Source organism: Massilia oculi (assembly GCF_017582745.1).
GTDB classification, from domain to species: Bacteria; Pseudomonadota; Gammaproteobacteria; order Burkholderiales; family Burkholderiaceae_D; genus Telluria; species Telluria oculi_A.
Genome location: NZ_JAFVIM010000019.1, coordinates 45,967 through 64,045, shown reverse-complemented (window position 1 = coordinate 64,045; position 18,079 = coordinate 45,967). Strand labels below are relative to the sequence as shown.

Here is an 18,079-nt window from a genome sequence, read left to right as displayed (position 1 = left end):
CTCCCCGCCTCCTGGTCGAGGTGCGGGGAGGCGCGACGCCGGGACTCAGAACTTGTAGTTCAGGCCCACGTATGCCACGCGGCCGGCGTAGCCGCTCGAGTAGTAGCGCGCCTTGGTGTCGTTGCCCAGGCGGGAACGCGACTCTTCCTCGGTCAGGTTCAGCACCGACGCGGTCAGGCTGAGTTCCTTGGTGAAGTTGTAGGCGGCGTTCAGGTCGACCTGGCTGTACGGCTCGTCATACACGTTCAAGCCGTTGACCAGGCCGTTGACCACTTCGCCGCGGCGGTTGTACGACGCACGCAGCATCATCTTGTCGTCCGAGTAGAACACGGTCAGGTTGGCCTGGTTCTTGGCGCTGCCCACCAGCGGCGAGGTGCCGATCTCGGTGCCGTCCGACAGCGTGATCGCAGCCTGGTTGGTCTTGTTGTAGGTGTAGTTGGCCTGGAAGCCGAAGCCCGAGCTGAAGGTGTGCTGGGCGTACAGTTCGATGCCCTTGGACACCGCATCGCGGCCGCCGGCGCTGGTGCTGTAGTTCTGCACCGCGACTGGCGATCCGCCGATGTCCAGCGTCACGTCACGCACCACCGGCACCGCGAAGTTGCTCACGTTCTTGCGGAACACGGCCGCGCCCAGCACCGAACCGCGCGTGAAGTACCACTCGAGGCCCAGGTCGTACTGGGCGGCCTTGTAGGCGTCCAGTTCCTTGTTGCTGCCCGAACCGAACCAGCCGACCTGGTCGCCGCCGCCGATCAGGCGGCGGTCGTCGACGTATTCCTGGCCGAAGTTGCGCAGGCTGCCCGGTGCGGCGATCGAGTTGTAGCTCGGACGCGCCACCACCTTCGACGCCGCGCCGCGCAGCAGCAGGGTGTCGGTGAGGTCGAAGGCCAGGTTCAGGCTCGGCAGGTAATCGGTGTAGGTGCGGTCGAGCGCGCTCACCACGAAGGTCGAGATGTGGCCGCTGGCCGGATTGGTCTGGCTGTCCGGCAGCACAGTGAAGCCGCTGGTGCAGCCCGAACCGGCCGGTGCACCGGCGGCCGGCGCGCCGCCCGGCAGGCATGGCGCCGGGTTGCCGTCGGGACCGTCGAAGAAGTAATCGTTGTAGTAATCGACCTGATCCGTCGAATCGGCGTGCTGGCGGGTGCGCACCACGCGCATGCCGAGATTGCCGCGCAGGCGGTCGGTCTTGATATTGGCCTGGACGTACATCGACGTGATTTTCTCGTCGACGTTGTAGACGAAGTTATCCTCGTTACGGGTCTGCATCGGGCCGTAGGTGCTGTTCAGGTGCGCGATATAGGCCGGGTAATTAATGGCCGGGAAGGCGCTGGCTTTCAGCCCGTTGGTCAGGTTGCCCAGCTCTTCGCTGTAGAGGAAGTCGGGACGGAACTTGTTGGCATTGACGTCGCAACCGTTCTGGAAGCGGCTGTCGTAGTCGCCCGGATCGGCGCCCTGGCAAACCCAGTAGTTGTTGCCGGTACGGCGGTTGGTGCCGCCGTCGCGGTACTTGGCGCCGAACTGGACCGTATCGAGCCAGCTGCTGTTGTCGACGTGCCAGGTCAGGTCGGCCTGGGCGTAGTTCTGGTCGGTCTTGTTGCGGGTCCACGACGAGCTGGTCGAGCCGAGGTCGATCTCGCCGACGCCGTTGCGCAGGTTGGCCATCAGTTCCGGCGAGAAGTTCATGGTCGGGGTCCCGGTCAGGTCCCACGCCGAATAGTGGTTGCCCAGGCTCCAGCTGCCGTCGGCGTTCTGGCGGCGCGGCTTGATCGGCATGCCGAGCGTCATTTCGGGACCGCCCTCGGCCCAGGTACGGCCAAGCTTGATGTTGGCGTCGAGCGATTCGCCCTTCCATTCGAGTTCGAAGTCGGCGGTCTGCGACAAGGCTTTTTCGCGGCTGATGTTGCCGGCGATCTGAGGCGTCGGAATAGTGCAGTCGTCGGGACCGAAGCCGCCGGTATTGGTCAGCCCTGCCGCCCCGGCCTGCGCCGAGCTGCAGTAATAGTCCTTGCCCGGACGCGCGCTGTACTGGGCGCCGGTGACGATGGTGCCGCTCGGGTCGAAGGTGAACCCGTCGAGCATGCGGCCGCCCGGATAATTGCCGTCGCCGTTGTAGCGGGCGATGCTCCATTCCGGGATCTTCAGCGAATTGGTCTGCGTATTCTGCTTCAAGTCGAAGCGGAAATAGTTGGCCGTCATGTTCAGGTTGCGCAGGGGCTTGAACTGCAGCGTCAGCTGGCCGCCCTTGCGCTCGCGTTCATTGTTCACCACGTCCAGGTTGACCGAGGTCGGCAGCGCGAAGTTGGTGTAGTAATCGCCATCCTGGGTGTAGAAGCCCGATTCGCCCCACCAGTACGAGTTCAGGCCGTTCGGCTGGCCGTTGACGTCGACCGACGGATTGGTGGCGCGGCTGTCGCTGTACCACTGCCAGTTCGAGGTGCTGCCGCCCATGGTGCGAATGGTGCGCTTCTGCTGGGTGTAGCCGATCAGGACGCCGATGCGGTTGCTCTCGTCGTGCCAGGCATACTGGCCCGAGATCTGCGGGTCGGTCTTCTTGGTGGTGTCGGACCAGGTGCCTTCGGCGTTCAGGAAACCGGAACCCGATTTCACGTCGAGCGGACGGCGGGTGCGCAGGATCACGGTGCCGCCGATGCCGCCTTCGTCGAAGCGTGCTTCCGACGTCTTGTACAGTTCGGCGCTGGCCAGCATATTCGACGGCATCAGCGTGTAGTTGAACGAACGGGACGGGTCGCCGTTCGATTCGGCGGTGGCGACGTAGTTGCCGTTCAACTGGGTCAGCGTCAGTTCCGACGACAGGCCCCGTACCGAGACGTTCTTGCCCTCACCGCCGCTGCGGGTGACCACCACGCCCGGCACCCGCTGCAGGGCGTCGGCCACGTTCTTGTCCGGGAATTTGCCGACGTCTTCGGCGGTGACCACCTCGACGATCGAATTGGCGTCGCGTTTCTGGTCGAGGCTTTTCTCGATCGCGTAGCGATAGCCGGTCACCTGGACGGTCGCCGCCGGGCTGGCGGCATTCTGCTGGGCCGGGGTCGGCAGTGCGGTATCGGCCGGCGACTGGACCGCGGGCTGGACCGGCTGGTCGGCCGGCGGCGCCGGCGCGGTCTCGGTTTGCGCATAGGCGCTGGAAAGCGACATCAGCGCAACGCCGACCGCCATGGCGATGGGCGTAACGCGGCAGCGCTGCTGCCGGGAAGCGGATTGGGTTCTTGAAGTCATCGTGTGTCTCCTGGTCGTGCCCTGTGGCGGGCTTTCTTTTATGACGGCAGCAGGTTCCGGACGCCCATGGACGCCGGCCCCCCGCGCTGCGCCGCGAAGTGGCCTGGATGCCGCACCGTCCGTTGCTTCCACCGGCGACGACGATCCACCTTTTCGATGCGAAGTGGCCACATGCCTGCAAGACCGGAAATGATAGCGTTCACAGAATTTACTAAACGCCTGATGCCGCTTGCATATCGGACACTTCGCATTCCAACAAAGCGAATTTATACAAAGGAAATTACAAGCACTCAACAAAGTTCACATATTTACGTGAAGTTTAGCGATGTTTAGTAAACGACAGTCACGAGATTTTCTGCGCGGAATGCAGAGTTGCCCGAGGCGCTTACGCGTTCCCGGGCAAGGGATCATGCCAGCCCGCGACGGCGCCGCCAGCGCCGCCACAGCAACCCGGCCAGTATGCAGACGAGCCCGATTGCGAGCACGATGCCCACCCGCGCCAGCAACAACAGGGGCGACGACTCGCCGCCCGCGCGCAACACTGCCACGCGCTGCTGCGTGATGCCGACCGCGCTGCCCCCAAACGCCGTCATCACGTAGTTGCCGATCGCCGCAACCTCCCGGTCGTCGAGCTCTTCCCTGAATCCGGGCATGCCCTGTCCGTGTTCCGGCCAGACGCCGTCCAGGATGGCCATGCCGACGTTGTCGGCGCTCTGGTGGCGCAGCATCGGGTGGTTGCGCAGCGCGGGCAGGCCGCGCAGCCCGTCGCCATCGACCTGGTGGCAGGAAGCGCAGTTGTTGCGGTACAGCCGCTCGCCATCCGCGAGGCCGCCCGCCATTTCCGTGACGTCGCTGGTGACGACCTTGCTCACCGCGGCTGGCGCGGCTGGCATCGAAGGCGCCGGCAGCTCCTGCAGGTAGGTCGCGATCGCCGCCAGGTCCGCTGGCGCCATCTTCGAGAAGCTCAGGTCGATCGCTTCGCGCATCGGGCCGCCCGCGGTGGCGCCATTGGCGGCGTGCCCGGTGCGCAGATAGCTCGCCATGGCAGCGTGGTCCCAGCCCGGCTTGCCCGGCGTGATGTCCGGCGCATACCAGGTCCCGAGCGAGGCGCCCTGCAGGTACAGCGCCGGCTTTTCGGCCATCAGGAAGTTGCGCGGCGTATGGCAGGTGGTGCAATGGGCCAGGCCCTGGGCCAGGTAGGCGCCGCGGTTCCACTCGGCCGAGCGGGCCGGGTCGGCCACGAACGGCCGGCTGTCGAGGTACAGCCAGTTCCACAGCCCCATCGACAGCCGGACGTTGAACGGGAACGGCAGGCGGGTCGGCGGCGGCGCCGTGTCGACCGCCTGCACGCCGCGCATGAAGTACGCGTACAGCGCGGCCGTATCCGCGTCGCTTACTTTCGCATAGGCGGTGTACGGCATGGCAGGATACAGGTGACTGCCGTCGGCGCGTACGCCGGCGCGCACGGCGCGGCTGAACTGCTCCAGCGTATAGGCGCCGATGCCGTGGCTGCGCGACGGCGTGATATTGGTCGAGTAGATCGCGCCGAGCGGGCTGGCGATGGCGAGGCCGCCACTGAACGGGGCCTTGCCGTGCGCCGTATGGCAGGCCGCGCAATCGCCGGCCACGGCCAGGTAGCGGCCGCGCTCGACCAGGGCGGCGTCGTTGGCCGCGTCGGTTGCCAGGGCCAGGCCGCTCGACAGCGCCAGCGCGGCGCCGGCGCCGACGAAGCGGCGCAACAGGGTTCGCAGTGCGTCACGCATGGCGCATCTCCGCGTCGATCCGGTCCGCCGTGCGCAGTGCCAGCGCCAGCGCGGTCAGGGTAACGTTGCAGGTCCCGACCGTCGGCATCACGCCGGTGCCCGCCATGTACAGGTTCGGGTGGTCGTGCGCACGGCCGTAGGGATCGGTCACGCTGGCGGCGGGATCGCTGCCCATCGACAGCGTGCCGGTGATGTGCTGGCGGTTGCCGAACACGCCCGGCTTGCTGTGCTTGACGTTGGTCGCGCCCAGGCGCGCCGCGATCCCGTCGTAGCGCCGGCGCGTGGCCGCGGTGCCCTTGATCACGTAGTCGTCGACATTCCAGTAGATGCGCGGCACCGGCAGCCCGAGCGCGTCCTTGCCGTCGCCGAGCGTGACGCGATTGTCCGGGTCCGGCAGCTGCTCGAGCGCGTTCTTGATGCTCACCCGGCGCGCCGCGCGGTCGCGGATCGCCCCTTCGAGCTTGACGCCGTAATAGCCGTCCTGGATCAGTTCCCTGGTCACCGCCGCCACCTGCGAGGCGTTCGAGATGTCGATCCGGAACGGCGCATGGTCGGCGCGGAAGTCGCCGTCGCGGAACTGACCGATCGAGCACGGGCTGACCGGGCCGCGGCCGGGCCAGACCGGCTCGTCGACGTCGAAGGTGACGCCGATCGCCGGGTGGTCGCACAGATTGCGGCCCACCTGGTCGCTGCGGTTGGCCAGCCCGGTGGGGAAGGCGCTGCTGCTCGAGAGCAGCAGCAGCCGGCTCGATTCGATCGCGTTCGCCGCCAGCACGAAGGTCTTGCCGCTGACGCGGTGGGACACTTTGTTCCAGTCATAGTAGTGGGCGGCGACGATGGCGCCGCGCGCATCGTGCTCGAGCCGGTAGACCACGGCCTCGGTGATCACCTGCACCCCGGCCTGTTCGGCGCTGGCGGCGGCGATGCCGCCGTGGTACTGGGCGTCGATCGGGCACACCGGCATGCAGTTGTTGTTGCCGCAGCAGGCCGGGCGGCCGTCGAAGCTGCGGCTGTTGCGCGCGGTGGAGTCGTCGATCACCTTGAACTGCGGCGCCAGGCGCTCGGTGATGCGCTGCTGGAACCACGAGGCCGGGACGCGCTCCATCGGATACGGCTTGGCGCGCGGAGAGCCGGTCTCCATCGAGCCGCCCACGCCGGTGATCGCCTCGGCCTCGTAGTAATAGGGTTCGAGCTCGTCGTAACCGAGCGGCCAGTCCTTGCCCACACCGTACAGGGTCCGGGTGCGGAAGTCGCTCGGCAGGTAGCGCCACATCTGGGCCGCCCAGTGCCAGCTGGTGCCGCCCAGCATGCGGATGTACTGGGCCGCGAACGGATGCGGGCCGGCCTGCTCGATATAGCGGTTCGGTTCCGGGGTGAAGGTGGGATGCGGCGCCTTGTCCGAATACGGATACGGCGACATGAAATCGGACTTGAACGGAGAATGGCGGTAGCGCTCGACCAGCTCGGCGCGCTTGACGCGCGGGCCGGATTCCAGCATCAGCACCGAATGGCCGCCCAGGGCCAGCTTGCGCGCCAGGAGCGAGCCGCAGATGCCCGCGCCGATCACGACGATGTCGGCAGAAAGGTTGGTAGTCATGGAATGAATAGGTTCTCTTTGTGATTCAGGGCCTGGCTTGCCAGGTGCCCAGCGCGCCATAGGAGTAACTCGGCGGCACCAGCGTGGCGCCGACGGCGCGGTTGGCCAGGGCATCGACGTAGGCGACGCAGGTCGCCTTGGCGCCCTTGCCGGCCACGCCCAGGAACCAGGCTTGCAGGATGGCCTGGCTCAGCGCCAGCTGCGGCTTGCCCTCCTCCCCGAACGCCAGCTTGCCGTCCATGCCGGGGGCCGTGCCTTGTTCCAGCGCAGCCCTGAGGGCAGGCAAAGCGACGTCGAAGCCGGGCGTCGCCCGGCGCAGCGCGTGGTACAGGGCCAGCGCCAGGGCCGGATCGGCGCCGGCCTTGCCGGTCAGGATGCTCGAGACGGCCGTGAAGTCGGCCAGCACGGGACCGCCGTTTTCGATCAGGGCCTGGTTGCGGGTCGCCGACAGCAGGCGGCCAGCCGAACCGGCCAGCACGGCAGTGCCCAGCACCTGCAGCGCGCGCCGGCGCGGGAATGACGCGCGCTTCATGGCCGTGCTCCCGCGCGGCGCCGCCGCACCAGCATGAAAGCGCTCAACGCCACCAGGACCAGCACCGCCAGTCCCATGCCGATCCGCGCCAGCGGCAACAGCGGCGACTGCGGACCGCCGGCGCGCGAGCGAGCGACGTCTTCGACCTTGACAGTGGGGGCGCCGCCGCCGAAGCGGACCTGCACGTAGTTGGCCAACGCCGCCACCTCCTGGTCGGACAGGTGGTTGACCGCGTTCGGCTGGTCGCCAAACGGCGGCATGAAGACGTGGCCCTCCCTGGTCTTGCGGTCCACGCCGTACAGGATGGACGCGATCAGGTTGGTCTTGCCGACGGTGGCCGAATTATGGAACAGGCTCGGGTAGTAGCCGTCCGGCGTGCCCTCGCCGCTCGCGCCATGGCAGGCCGCGCAGTTGGCCGAATACACCTGGGCGCCGAGATAGGCGCCGTCCATGCCGGCCTGGTAGCCCTTGCCGCGCAGCTCAGGCAAGGCGTTGCCCGGCTTGCCCTGCGTGAAGCGCGATCCCATGCCGGCGCCCTCCTCGACCGCCTCGATCGAGGGCAGCGATTTCACATAGTGAGCGATGGCCTGCAAGTCCTCTTCGTCGAGCTGGCTGAAGCTGTGGGTGATCGCCTCGGCCATGCTGCCAGCGGCCTGCGCCTTGCCCTCCAGGCGGCCGGTGCGCAGGTACTGCACCAGCTCCGCCTCGCTCCAGGCGCCGATGCCGGTGGCGTGCGGCGTAATGTTCGGCGCATACCAAGGGCCGACCTGGGCGCCGGACATGTTCAGCTCCTTCTTCTCCTGCATCAGGAAGCCGCGCGGCGTGTGGCAGGTGCCGCAGTGCGCCGCGCCTTCGGCCAGGTAGCGTCCGCGCAGCCATTGCGGCGAGCGATCGGGCGCGGGGAGAAGCGGCTGCCGGTCGAGGAACAGCGCATTCCACAGCTTCATGGAAGCGCGCACGTTCATCGGGAACGGCAGCTCGGTGGGCGGCGCGGCCTGCTCCACCGCAGGCACCCCCTGCATGAAGTATGCGTACAGCGCGTGCACGTCGGCGTCGGTCATGGCCGCGTACGACACGTAGGGCATCGCCGGGTACAGCGGTTGGCCGTCGGCGCGGATGCCCTTGCGCAGCGCATCGGCGAACTGCTGCTCGGTGTAGTTGCCGATGCCGTAGCGGCGCGACGGCGTGATGTTGGTCGAAACGATGTCGCCCACCGGCGACGACATGACCAGGCCGCCGGCCATCGGCTGGCCCTTGTGCGCCGTGTGGCAGGCGATGCAATCCGACGCCGTGGCCAGGTACTGGCCACGCGCCAGCGTGACGGCGTCGAAGCCCTCGGCATGCGCCAGGTTCGGGCCCAGCACAAGTGCGAGCGCAAGCGCGGCAAGCGCGCGCGGGGACAGGAAGCATGCTTTCATCGTCAAGCCCCCCGCATCTGGCGCACGATGGCGTCGGCCGCCTTCAGGCCGAGTGACACCATGGTGATCGTGCTGTTGCCGCAAGCCGTGCTGGCCATGGCCCCGCCGCCGGGCAGGAACAGGTTTTCGTGGTCGTGGGCGCGGCAATCGGCGTCCACCACCGAGTCGCGCGGGTCCAGGCCCATGATCGTGCCGCCCATGATGTGCTTGCTCTGCGCGAACCTGGTGGCGATCTTCATGTCGGTCGCGCCCATTGCGCGCGCGATGCGCTTGCCGATCGGGACCGAATACACCTCGGCCGACTTGCGCGTGTAGTCGCCGACGTCGTAATGGATGGCCGGCTTGGGCAGGCCCAGCCAGTCCTTCTTGTCGGACAGCGTGAGGCGGTTCTCGGGGTCGGGCAAGACCTCGTGGGCCAGCACCACGTCGGCGGTGCAGGCCGTCATGCGGCGGATCTCGGCGTCCAGGGCCTTGCCCACCAGCCCCTTGTTCAGCGCGGTGAAGGTCACGAAGCGGTTGCGCGCGAAGTTATTGAAGCGGAAGTAGGCGCCGGCGTGTTCGGAGCGGAAAGCGCCCTGCGAGGTTTCCATGATCCCGCTGTTGACCACCGGGCCGACCCCGGCCCAGTAAGGTTCGTCCAAGGTCAGGGTCATGGTCAGCTGCGGATGGTCCATCATGTTGCGACCCACCTGGTCGGAGCTGTTGGCCAGGCCGTTCGGGTTGCGCGCGTCCTTCGACATCAGGAGCAGCTTGGGCGTTTCGATGCCGTTACAGGCCAGCACGAACAGCTTGCCGCCGATGCGGTGCGAGCGCTTGTCCGGATCCAGGTAATGCACCGCCTCGATCCGGTTGGCCGCATTCGCCTCGACCCGGTACACCACGGCGTCGGCAAGGATGGTGGCGCCCTTCGACTCCAGGCGCGACAAGGCGGTTGCGGCATCGTACTTGGCGCCGACCGGGCACACCGGCACGCAGTTGTTGCTGGCGCAGCAGGCCGGCCGGTCGTCGTAGGGCATGCCGCTGTTGCGGGCTTGCGAGGTCGGGATGTTCTTCAAACCCAGCCCCGCCACCACCTCGGTGAAGCGCTGCTCGCCCGGACCGAACGGCAGCGGCGGCATCGGATACGGGCGCGAACGCGGCGTGCCCATGTCGACCGGCGGCCATTGCAGGGCCGGGTCGGCCGGGCCGCAGATGCCCAGCAGGTGTTCGGTGCGCGCGTAATACGGCTCGAGCGTCGCGTAGTCGAAGGCCCAGTCGCGGCCGACGCCGTACAGGGTGCGCAGGCGCATGTCTTGCGGCGTGAGGCGCCAGCTGGTGCCGGCCCAGTGCCAGGTCGAGCCGCCCGCGTAGCGGATGAAGGTCTGCGCGTACTTGTCCGGACCGCTCAATTGCAGGTAAGTCTCGTCCGGGGTCTCGAGCGACGGCATCGGATGCGGCGCCCAGGGCCGGGGCGGGTAGCAGGACGACGGATCGCCCTTGCGCGCCAGGGGCAGGTTGCGGAAATTCTCGACCACTTCGGCGCGGCTCACGCGCGGGCCGGCCTCCAGCATCAACACCGAGATGCCGGCGTCCAGCAGTTGTTCGGCGATCGCCACGCCGACGACACCGGTGCCGACGATCACGACGTCGGCGTTCTTTATATTAGTCATGGTGCTACCTCAGAAATGCGGCATGGCCGACAATGGCGCGATTGGCCGCTGCCACAGGTTGGGACCGGAAAATCCATACGACGGGATCGCCACTGTGTCGCGCGTGACCGCATAGGTCAGCGCGCCTTCGAAGCTGAACACCTGGGCGTCCTTCTTCGGCGACGAGCAGCCGGCGTACCAGGCGAAGATCACCCAGTACGCGAAGTCCTGCAGGACCCCTGGCGGGATAGCGTCGAAGAAGTCTTCGACCTGGCGCGCGTTCTTGCCTTGTGCGATGGCGAGGATCGCGCCGGTATGCGCCGCGCCCTCCGGGTGGATGCCAGGGGCCGCCTGCGCGATGCGCGCGCCGATGGCCGCGTCGAGCCGGTGGTTGACGAGCAGCGCGGACAGTTGCATGAATTGCTCCACCGGGATCGGGCGCGCGGCCGGCGCCGGCAGCCCCCAGGCCGGCATGCCGCTCCAGCCCAGCCAGGTGGCGGGAACGGTCATCGCCCCGAGCACGAACTTGCGTCTAGAAATAGCCATATTTTTCTCGTGTGCTAGTAGTCGTGCGCCGCGCGGCAACCGTGCCGCGCGGCGCGAAAAACTCAGAATGCGTGTCGCAGGCCGAGCGTGAGCATGCTCTGGCGGCGGCTGTCGGCCACCAGGCCAGACTGCGACACGCCGATCGCGGCGCCGGCGTCGATCGCGCCGGCGGCGCCCACCGCCAGCGTGCGGCCATGGGCGCGCTGGGTGGCTTCGAGCAGGTAGACCACGGTGCGCTTGGACAGCCAGTAGCCCTGCATCAGCGAGAACTGCAGGTAGCTGGCCGCGTCGTCGATGCCGTTGGCGCGGCTGGCGCGCGTGTGGGTCACGCCGGCGCCGAGCGACCAGGGACTGGCGGTCTGCCAGCCGGCCAGGAGCGAAGCCGTGTTGAAGATGGCGGTGTCGCGGAACAGCGAAGCGCCGTCGGCGTGGTACTGGACGTTGCTCAGCGTACCGCCCAGGCTCAGTTGACCGGACTGGTAGCGCATCCCGGCGGCCACGTAGCGCACCTCGCTCGCCGACAGGTAGCCGGCGTTCACCGGCGACTTCGAGAAGCTGGCGGCGGAGCTCGCGTCCCAGGCGCTACGCTCGGGGCCGTTCCTGAGCACCTGCCAGCCCAGCGCGTAGTGCCAGGCGCCGCTGTCGTACTTGGCGGCCGCGCTGAAGGCGTCGCCGCTGCCGCTGTCGCCGGCGCGGTCGGGCTGCTCGCCCGAGGCGGCCAGCAGGCCCACCGTCAGGCCATGCCAGTTGGGCGAGGTGTACTTGACCGCGTTGTTGTTGCGGATGGTGACGTCGAAGCCGTCGATGTCGCCCGGATGGTCGCCGGCGGCGCCGGTCACTACCGGCAAGGGGCCGAGCGGAGTCAGGAAATCGAAGTACGGCGCGTACTGGTGGCCGACCGTCAGCGTGCCCAGGCGCGCGTCGCTCAGGCCGACATAGGCGGCGCGGTTGAACAGGGTGCCCGTCTGCGCCATCGAACCGTCGTCGATGTTGTAGCCGGCTTCCAGCACGAACAGCGCCTTGAGGCCGTTGCCGAGGTCCTCGGTGCCCTTGAAGCCGATGCGGTTGCCATCCTTCGGGCCGCCCCGCATATACGTGGTGGCGCCGCCGGCGCGATGGTCGAGGTGGGTGAGCGCGGCATCGGCGATGCCGTAGACCGTCAGGCTCGATTGTGCGGCGGCGGTGCCGCAGGCGCCGGACAGCAGCATGCCGCCCAGGACCAGGAATGGTGTCTGTTTCATGTTTTACCTTGAAGACCGCCACCACCAGGCTGGCCAGGCCAGCAGCGTCAGTCCTTCGTCTGCAAGTGAAGCCGCCCATCGCGGACGGGCGGCGAAAAATCCGGGCAATGCTGCCCGGCGAACCGCGCCGTCAGCGCGGTACCCAGTGCCGGTCGAACACGCGTTCGACCGCGATCACCAGCGCCGGCGTGGCCAGCGCGATGTACATATTGTCGATTCCGTAGGGGTTGCCCAGCAGGTACCAGGCGGTGGTGGTCGCCACCGACGCCAACAGGCCGCAGGCCGCGCCGCGCCCGCTGCCGAAGAACGGCAGGTAGAGGCCGATGACGGCGACGACCGAGATCGACAGCCGCAGCGCGCGGGTGAAAAACGACAGTTCGAGCAGTCCCGGGGCCAGGAACACGAAGGCCAGCGGAACGAAGCCGATCGCCAGCGCGATGCGGCGCGTGACGCGCAGCTGGCGCTCGGGCGCCGGCTGCCAGATCGGCAGATAGAAGTCGCGCACCACCAGCGAGGCGATCGCGAGCGCCACGGTGCTCACGCCGGCGAAGATCGAGGCCACCAGCGCCACCGTGACGAAGCCGGCCACGTAGTCGTTCATCGATTCCAGGAACATGGGCAGTGCGTACAGGCTGGGCACGTCGGGATACAGCGTGCGCGCCGCGACCCCGATCAGGCCCAGCGCGAGGCCCAGCGGCAGCGCCAGCGCGCCGGCGATGAAGGTCGAGCGCGACGCCGCCTCGGCGCTGGCGGTCGAGGAGATCGCCTGCATGATGTACTGGGTCGAGAAGATGGCGCCCAGATTGCCGATGAAGAAAGCGACCAGGGTCGAGGCGCCGAGCGCGCCGTCCCACGTGAAATACAGCGGCGGCAGCGCCGCCTTCATCGAGGCGACGCCGCCGGTCAGGCGCATGGCCACGGCCAGCACCACCAGCAGGCCAAGGAATTTCATGACACTGTGCCAGACGGTCACGCGCGCCACGCTCTTCATGCCGCCGAAGACCACATAGAAGGTGCTGACCAGGGCGATGGCGATCGCCGCCAGCGGCAGGTCCAGGTGCAGCGCGGCCGCGACGATGGCGGCGCCGCTGAGATAATTGCCGACGTTGACCAGCAACAGCGCGTAGATCATGATCAGAGACACGATCAGCTGGGTGGGACGCCCATAACGCTGGAATACGGCGCCCGAGATCGTGTATTCGCCGGAGTTATAGAGCCTGCGCGCCAGGACCAGACCGAACAGCGGGAAGCCGATCGCCACGCTTAGCACGGCCCACGAGGCCGCCATGCCCGACTCGAACGCGGCCTGGGCGGTGCCGATCATCGACTTGGTGCCCACGAATTCGGACGCCATCAGCACGCCCACCACCAGCGGCGACAGGCTGCGCGCGCCGACCATGAATTCGCTGGACGTGGTGCTGCGCGCGCGCGCCGTCAGCCACGCGGTCAGGGCAATGTAGGACACGACCATCGCGATGATGACGGTGCTCCGGTATCCAGGCGTCTGCATGCAAATCCCGTTCCGACGACGCGTGCGGCGCGCCTAGTGGCCCGGGCGATGGCTGGCATAGCCGCCGGTCGCCTGGAGCGATGTCGACAACTGGCGCGCAGCCGCCAGCACCGCCTCCAGCGTGTTTTCCTTGAACTGTTCCAGCGTGCCCCGATGCACCGGAGCAGCCACGCTGAGCGCGGCCACCGGCATGCCGTCGATGTCGAATACCGGCACCGCCAGCACATACAGGCCGGTCACGGTTTCCTGGTTCGACAGGGCGTAGCCGATGTCGCGCACGTGGTCCAGCCGGGCCAGCAGCGCATCCATCTCGGTGATCGTGGTGTCGGTCAGCTTGATCATCGGCTGGCCCGCCAGCACCTTGGCCTGGGTCTCGCGCGGCAGCCATGCCAGGATCGCCTGCCCCACTGCCGTCGAGTACGCGGGCACCCGGCTGCCGATGCGCACGTCCACGCCCAACTGGGTGAGGCCTGCCTGTACGCGTTCGGCATACATCACGCTGCTGCCGTCGAGCACTCCGATCGACGCGGCTTCGTTCACCTCGCCGACCAGGCCGCGCAGGATCGGTCGCGCATGCGTGCGCAGGTCGGAGCGGGCGATCGCGTGAAAGCCAAGGTCCAGCACCTTCAGCGAGAGACGGAACAGGCGGCTGTTGTCGACCTTGTCGACGTAGCCGAGGTTGACTAGCGTGTTCAGGAAGCGGAACGCCGTCGCGTTATCCATGTCGGCGCGGCGCGCGACTTCGGCCATCGTCAGTTCCGGCTCCTGGGCGGTGAAGGCCTGCAAGACCTTGAAGCCCTTGGCGAGCGACTGGACGGTGTTCTTCGGATCGGCGGGGGTGGAATCGGCTTTTTTCATGGCAATCTCGATCGATAATTCGGAATGCGAATTATAGTTCGCTACGAGGACGTCGGTGGATGATCTGGCTTTGCTACTGCTATCTGAGGAAATTAAGAATTCGGAATGCGAACTAAAGTTCGAGAAATATTATTATATGCTCTTATAGAAGACTTCGTCGAGGTTCCTTGATACCGGTTAAGTTTTGCGACGGCAATTCGGTATAGGTCGTGCGGCTGAAGGGCTGCGTTATCATGCGGCAACTCAACAGAAGACAAGAGTGTTGCTGAAGTGTTTTTCCCCTATGTTTACATCGCTTACATTTATCTTGTCCTGCGCCTGATCGTTCCCCTGCCCTGCCGCCGCGCGACGCGGGTGGGCATCGCGCTGATCCTGTTCCTGGTCTGCCAGCACCACATGATCCAGCGCTGGGTGTTCGGCACGATGTTCTCGCCCGAGCTCCCGCGCATCTTCATCATCCTGCTGGGCTGGTTGTACTGCAGCTTCCTGCTGGTGCTCCTGCTGCAGTTGCTGGCCGACCTGGCGATGCTGGCCGCCTGGGCGCTGCGGCGCGGGCGCGCCCTCGATGCGCGCCTGACGCTGCGCCTGCGTTATGCCGTCGTCGCTGTCGGCACCCTGCTGTCGGCCGCCGGCGTGCAGCAGGCGGTCCAGGTGCCCGAGGTGCGCCGGGTCGAACTGGCGATCCGCGACCTTCCTCCGGCCCTGGACGGTTTCCGGATGGTGCAGCTGACCGACCTGCACATCAGCCGCCTGATGCACGGGGACTGGGTGCGCGAAGTGGTCGAGCGCAGCAATGCGCTGCGGCCCGACCTGGTCGTCGTCACCGGCGACCTGATCGACGGTTCGCCGCAGGCGCGCGCAGGCGACGTGCGGCCGCTGGCCGACCTGGCCGCCCGCCATGGCGTCATCGCCAGCCTCGGCAACCACGAGTATTATTTCGGCGCCGAGCGCTGGACGCGGGCCTTCGAAGGACTCGGGATGCGGGTACTGGCCAACCGCCACGCCACGATCGACCACGACGGCGACCGCCTGACGATCGCCGGCGTCACCGACCGGGTGGCGCCGCGCTTCGGCATGGAAGGGCCGGATACGCGCCGCGCGCTCGAAGGCGCGGCGCCGGATGCACCGGTCGTGCTGCTCAGCCACCAGCCGATCGGCGTCGCCGCCAATGCCCAAGCCGGGATCGACGTCCAGCTGTCGGGCCATACCCATGGCGGCATGATCCGGGGCGTCGACCAGGTGGTGAAGCGCGCGAATGGCGGCTATGTCTCGGGCAGTTATCGCATCGGCGGGATGCAGCTGTACGTCAGCAACGGCACCGGGCTGTGGAATGGCTTCCCGATCCGGCTCGGGGTGCCGGCCGAGATCACGGAATTCGTCCTCAGGCCGGCGCGCTGACCCTTAGCGCCCCTTCTTCTCGAGCTTCGGCACCGGCGGCAGCGACGCCCGGTGCTTCTCGATGTCGCTGAGCAGCAGGCGCGCCTGGGTGCCCCAGCCGCCGATGAAGACATCATCCTTGCCGTCGCCATCGAGGTCGCCCCGGCCCATGCTCCAGCTGCGGCCGACGGTCACGCCCGGCAGCACCGACAGGGTCACGTCCTTGAAATTGCCCTTGCCGTCGTTCTGCCAGGTGCGCGGCTGCAGCGGCACGAAGCCCGGCACCTGGATCGCGCCGACCAGCAGGTCCGGCGCGCCGTCGCCATTGAAATCGACCACCGTGCCGGCCCAGCTCGAGAAAGTGTGCGCCGGCAGGCGCGCCGTGGTCTCGTCGCGGTAGTTGCCCTTGCCGTCGTTGACCAGCAAGCGCGTTTGCGGGTCTTTTTCCCAGCCGGCGTTGTTGCTCGTGATATTGAAGAACACGATATCGAGCTTGCCGTCGCCGTTCACGTCCAGCACGTGCACTTCGCGCGTCTCCATCGGCACCGTCAGCTCGAGCCGGTGCGACTCATCGCGAAAACGCCCTTTGCCGTCGTTGGTCAAGAGACGGTTCGGCTGGCTGGGGCTGGCCAGCACCAGGTCGAGGTGTCCATCGCCATTCATGTCAGCCAGCACCGCGCCCTCGGTCTGGTCGTTCGCCTGCGGCAGGTGGGTGGCCGAGGCATCGACGAAGTGGCCGGGCCGCTTGGGGTCGCCCAGGAACAGCAGGTTCTTCGCCGGCACCTCCTTGCCGCCGCCCGCCTCGCCGGTGCTGCCGATGAAGATGTCGGGCAGGCCGTCGCCATCGACGTCGCCGACCGCGAGCCCGTTGCCCTGGCTGTGGGCCGGCAGGCGCTCGCTGGCGTCGACGAAGCCGCCCTTGCCGTCGCCCAGGTAGAGCTGGTGGTACTCGTCGGCCTCGGCGACGAACACGACGTCCATATGCCCGTCGCCGTTGAAATCGGCGGCGCGCACGTGTTCGCTGTCGTGCATGCGGGTGCCGAAGGCATCGGGGACGTAGGTCAGTTTGCCGCCGCCGTCGTTGCGGTACAGGCGATTGACGCCATGCTCCACCGAGACCACGACGTCCAGGTCGCCGTCGTGGTCGACGTCGATGAACACCGAGTCGGCGGCGTGCAGGGCCGGTGCGACCGGAACGTTGGGCAGGGTCGCATCGATCCAGCCGGATCCCGGCGCCTCTGGGATCAGGGAGAATGCATCGTAGGCGGGATCGCGCGCGGCGGGCGCGCCGGGCTGGGCGCCAGGCTCGATGCGCCACAGATCGTCGAGCTCCGGCCCGCCGCCGCGGTTGCCGCTGCCGGCCGCGATATAGACCTTGCCGTCCAGCGTGGCGGCCTGGGTGCCGTGGCGGCCGACCGGCAAGGCGGGCATCGTTTGCCAGCGCGCGGTTTGCGGGTCCCAGGCCTCGACTTCGCGGTGCGCCTCCACCTGCTTCAGGCTCTCGCCGCCGATCACCGCCAGCTTGCCGCCGATGACCGCGCTGGCCGTCCCGGCGCGTGGCGTCGGCAGCGGCGCCGGGAGCGTGCTCCAGCGCTTCGCCTTGAAATCGTAGACGTCGACCTCGCCGACGGTCTGCGCCAGGGCATTGCCCAGGTCATGCGCGGAGCGCCGGCCGCCTGCCGCATACAGCTTGCCGTCGATGACGGCGGCGTGGAGGTGGTCGCGCGCATGCGGCGCGTCGGGGAGTTCGGTCCAGCGACCGGTCGCCGGGTCGAAGGCGTCGAACCAGGCGACGTAGCCGCTCATATGGCCGCGGCGGTTGCCGCCGACCAGGTAGATCATCCCGTCATGCACCGCCACGCCGCTCGCGCCGCGCCGCCGCTGCGGCGGGATCTCGGGCCCCTTGCTCCAGCGGTCGGCCGCCGGATCGTAGATCAGGATGTCGGGCACCGGCTGCTCTTGCGGGAACTTGCCGGTCAGGGCGCCGAGCACATACAGCTTGCCGCCGAACTCCACGCCCTGCAGGTGATGGATCTCGAATGGCGGCGCCTCGCCCCGGGTCCAGCGCCCGGAGGCCGGGTCATATATCTCGAGGGGACGCTCGCCGCGCCCGCCGAGCAGGATCAGGCGTCCGGCCACGGCCACGAAACCGTTCTCGTGGCGCGCGGTGGGTTTGGAAGCGGCGTCTTGCTGGCGCCATTGCGGCGCCGTCGCCTGGGCGGGTTCACGGGCATGGGCTATATTGCCGACCATCGTCGCGGCGGCCAGCGCGATGGCAGTCGCGCGCCGGATCCAACCGGGGCTGCGCGGCCTGGCGCAAAGGTCAAACGTCATCGATGCATTCCTCCATGACTGCAAACGGGCAGCATAGCAGA

The 18,079-nt window shown here is 67.7% G+C and carries 12 protein-coding genes; 1 reads left to right on the top strand and 11 read right to left on the bottom strand.

Translation table 11 applies throughout. From position 1 onward, the window contains the following. Positions 1 to 45 precede the first annotated feature (45 nt). The 10 genes from J3U95_RS20045 to J3U95_RS20000 all read right to left on the bottom strand — a co-directional run bounded on the left by J3U95_RS20045 (position 46) and on the right by J3U95_RS20000 (position 14,327). Positions 46 to 3,234, bottom strand: coding sequence for a TonB-dependent receptor (locus J3U95_RS20045; RefSeq protein ID WP_208280418.1), 3,189 nt, complete (start codon positions 3,232 to 3,234; stop codon positions 46 to 48). Positions 3,235 to 3,641: 407 nt separating this feature from the next. After that, a complete protein-coding gene (locus tag J3U95_RS20040; RefSeq protein ID WP_208280417.1) occupies positions 3,642 to 4,997 on the bottom strand; it encodes a cytochrome c in 1,356 nt (451 codons plus the stop codon). Next, positions 4,990 to 6,594, bottom strand: coding sequence for a GMC family oxidoreductase (locus tag J3U95_RS20035; protein ID WP_208280416.1), 1,605 nt, complete (start codon positions 6,592 to 6,594; stop codon positions 4,990 to 4,992). The genes J3U95_RS20040 and J3U95_RS20035 overlap by 8 nt, the downstream gene beginning before the upstream one ends. 25 nt (positions 6,595 to 6,619) lie before the next feature. Then, positions 6,620 to 7,126, bottom strand: coding sequence for a sugar dehydrogenase complex small subunit (locus tag J3U95_RS20030; RefSeq protein ID WP_208280415.1), 507 nt, complete (start codon positions 7,124 to 7,126; stop codon positions 6,620 to 6,622). Next, entirely contained in the window at positions 7,123 to 8,544 is a 1,422-nt protein-coding gene (locus J3U95_RS20025; protein ID WP_208280414.1) for a c-type cytochrome, read from the bottom strand. Before J3U95_RS20025 ends, J3U95_RS20030 begins: the two co-directional genes overlap by 4 nt. A gap of 2 nt (positions 8,545 to 8,546) precedes the next feature. Beyond that, positions 8,547 to 10,193: a GMC family oxidoreductase gene (locus J3U95_RS20020; RefSeq protein ID WP_208280413.1), complete on the bottom strand. Its 1,647-nt coding sequence runs from the start codon at positions 10,191 to 10,193 to the stop codon at positions 8,547 to 8,549. 9 nt (positions 10,194 to 10,202) lie between these two features. Further along, entirely contained in the window at positions 10,203 to 10,718 is a 516-nt protein-coding gene (locus tag J3U95_RS20015; protein WP_208280412.1) for a sugar dehydrogenase complex small subunit, read from the bottom strand. Between the two features lie 62 nt (positions 10,719 to 10,780). Beyond that, positions 10,781 to 11,959, bottom strand: coding sequence for a porin (locus tag J3U95_RS20010; protein ID WP_208280411.1), 1,179 nt, complete (start codon positions 11,957 to 11,959; stop codon positions 10,781 to 10,783). A gap of 130 nt (positions 11,960 to 12,089) precedes the next feature. Further along, a complete protein-coding gene (locus J3U95_RS20005; protein WP_208280410.1) occupies positions 12,090 to 13,469 on the bottom strand; it encodes a sodium:solute symporter family protein in 1,380 nt (459 codons plus the stop codon). A gap of 33 nt (positions 13,470 to 13,502) precedes the next feature. Beyond that, the gene (locus J3U95_RS20000; RefSeq protein WP_208280409.1) at positions 13,503 to 14,327 is read right to left on the bottom strand and encodes an IclR family transcriptional regulator; all 825 of its coding nucleotides are present in this window, start codon (positions 14,325 to 14,327) and stop codon (positions 13,503 to 13,505) included. Between the two features lie 270 nt (positions 14,328 to 14,597). Here J3U95_RS20000 and J3U95_RS19995 point away from each other — a divergent pair, with 270 nt between their 5' ends. Beyond that, on the top strand, positions 14,598 to 15,725 hold the full coding sequence (locus J3U95_RS19995; protein ID WP_208280408.1) for a metallophosphoesterase: 1,128 nt from the start codon (positions 14,598 to 14,600) through the stop codon (positions 15,723 to 15,725). 3 nt (positions 15,726 to 15,728) lie between these two features. Here J3U95_RS19995 and J3U95_RS19990 read toward each other — a convergent pair whose 3' ends face one another. Next, positions 15,729 to 18,038, bottom strand: a complete 2,310-nt coding sequence (locus tag J3U95_RS19990) for an FG-GAP-like repeat-containing protein (protein WP_208280407.1) — start codon at positions 18,036 to 18,038, stop codon at positions 15,729 to 15,731. Between the last annotated feature and the right edge of the window lie 41 nt (positions 18,039 to 18,079).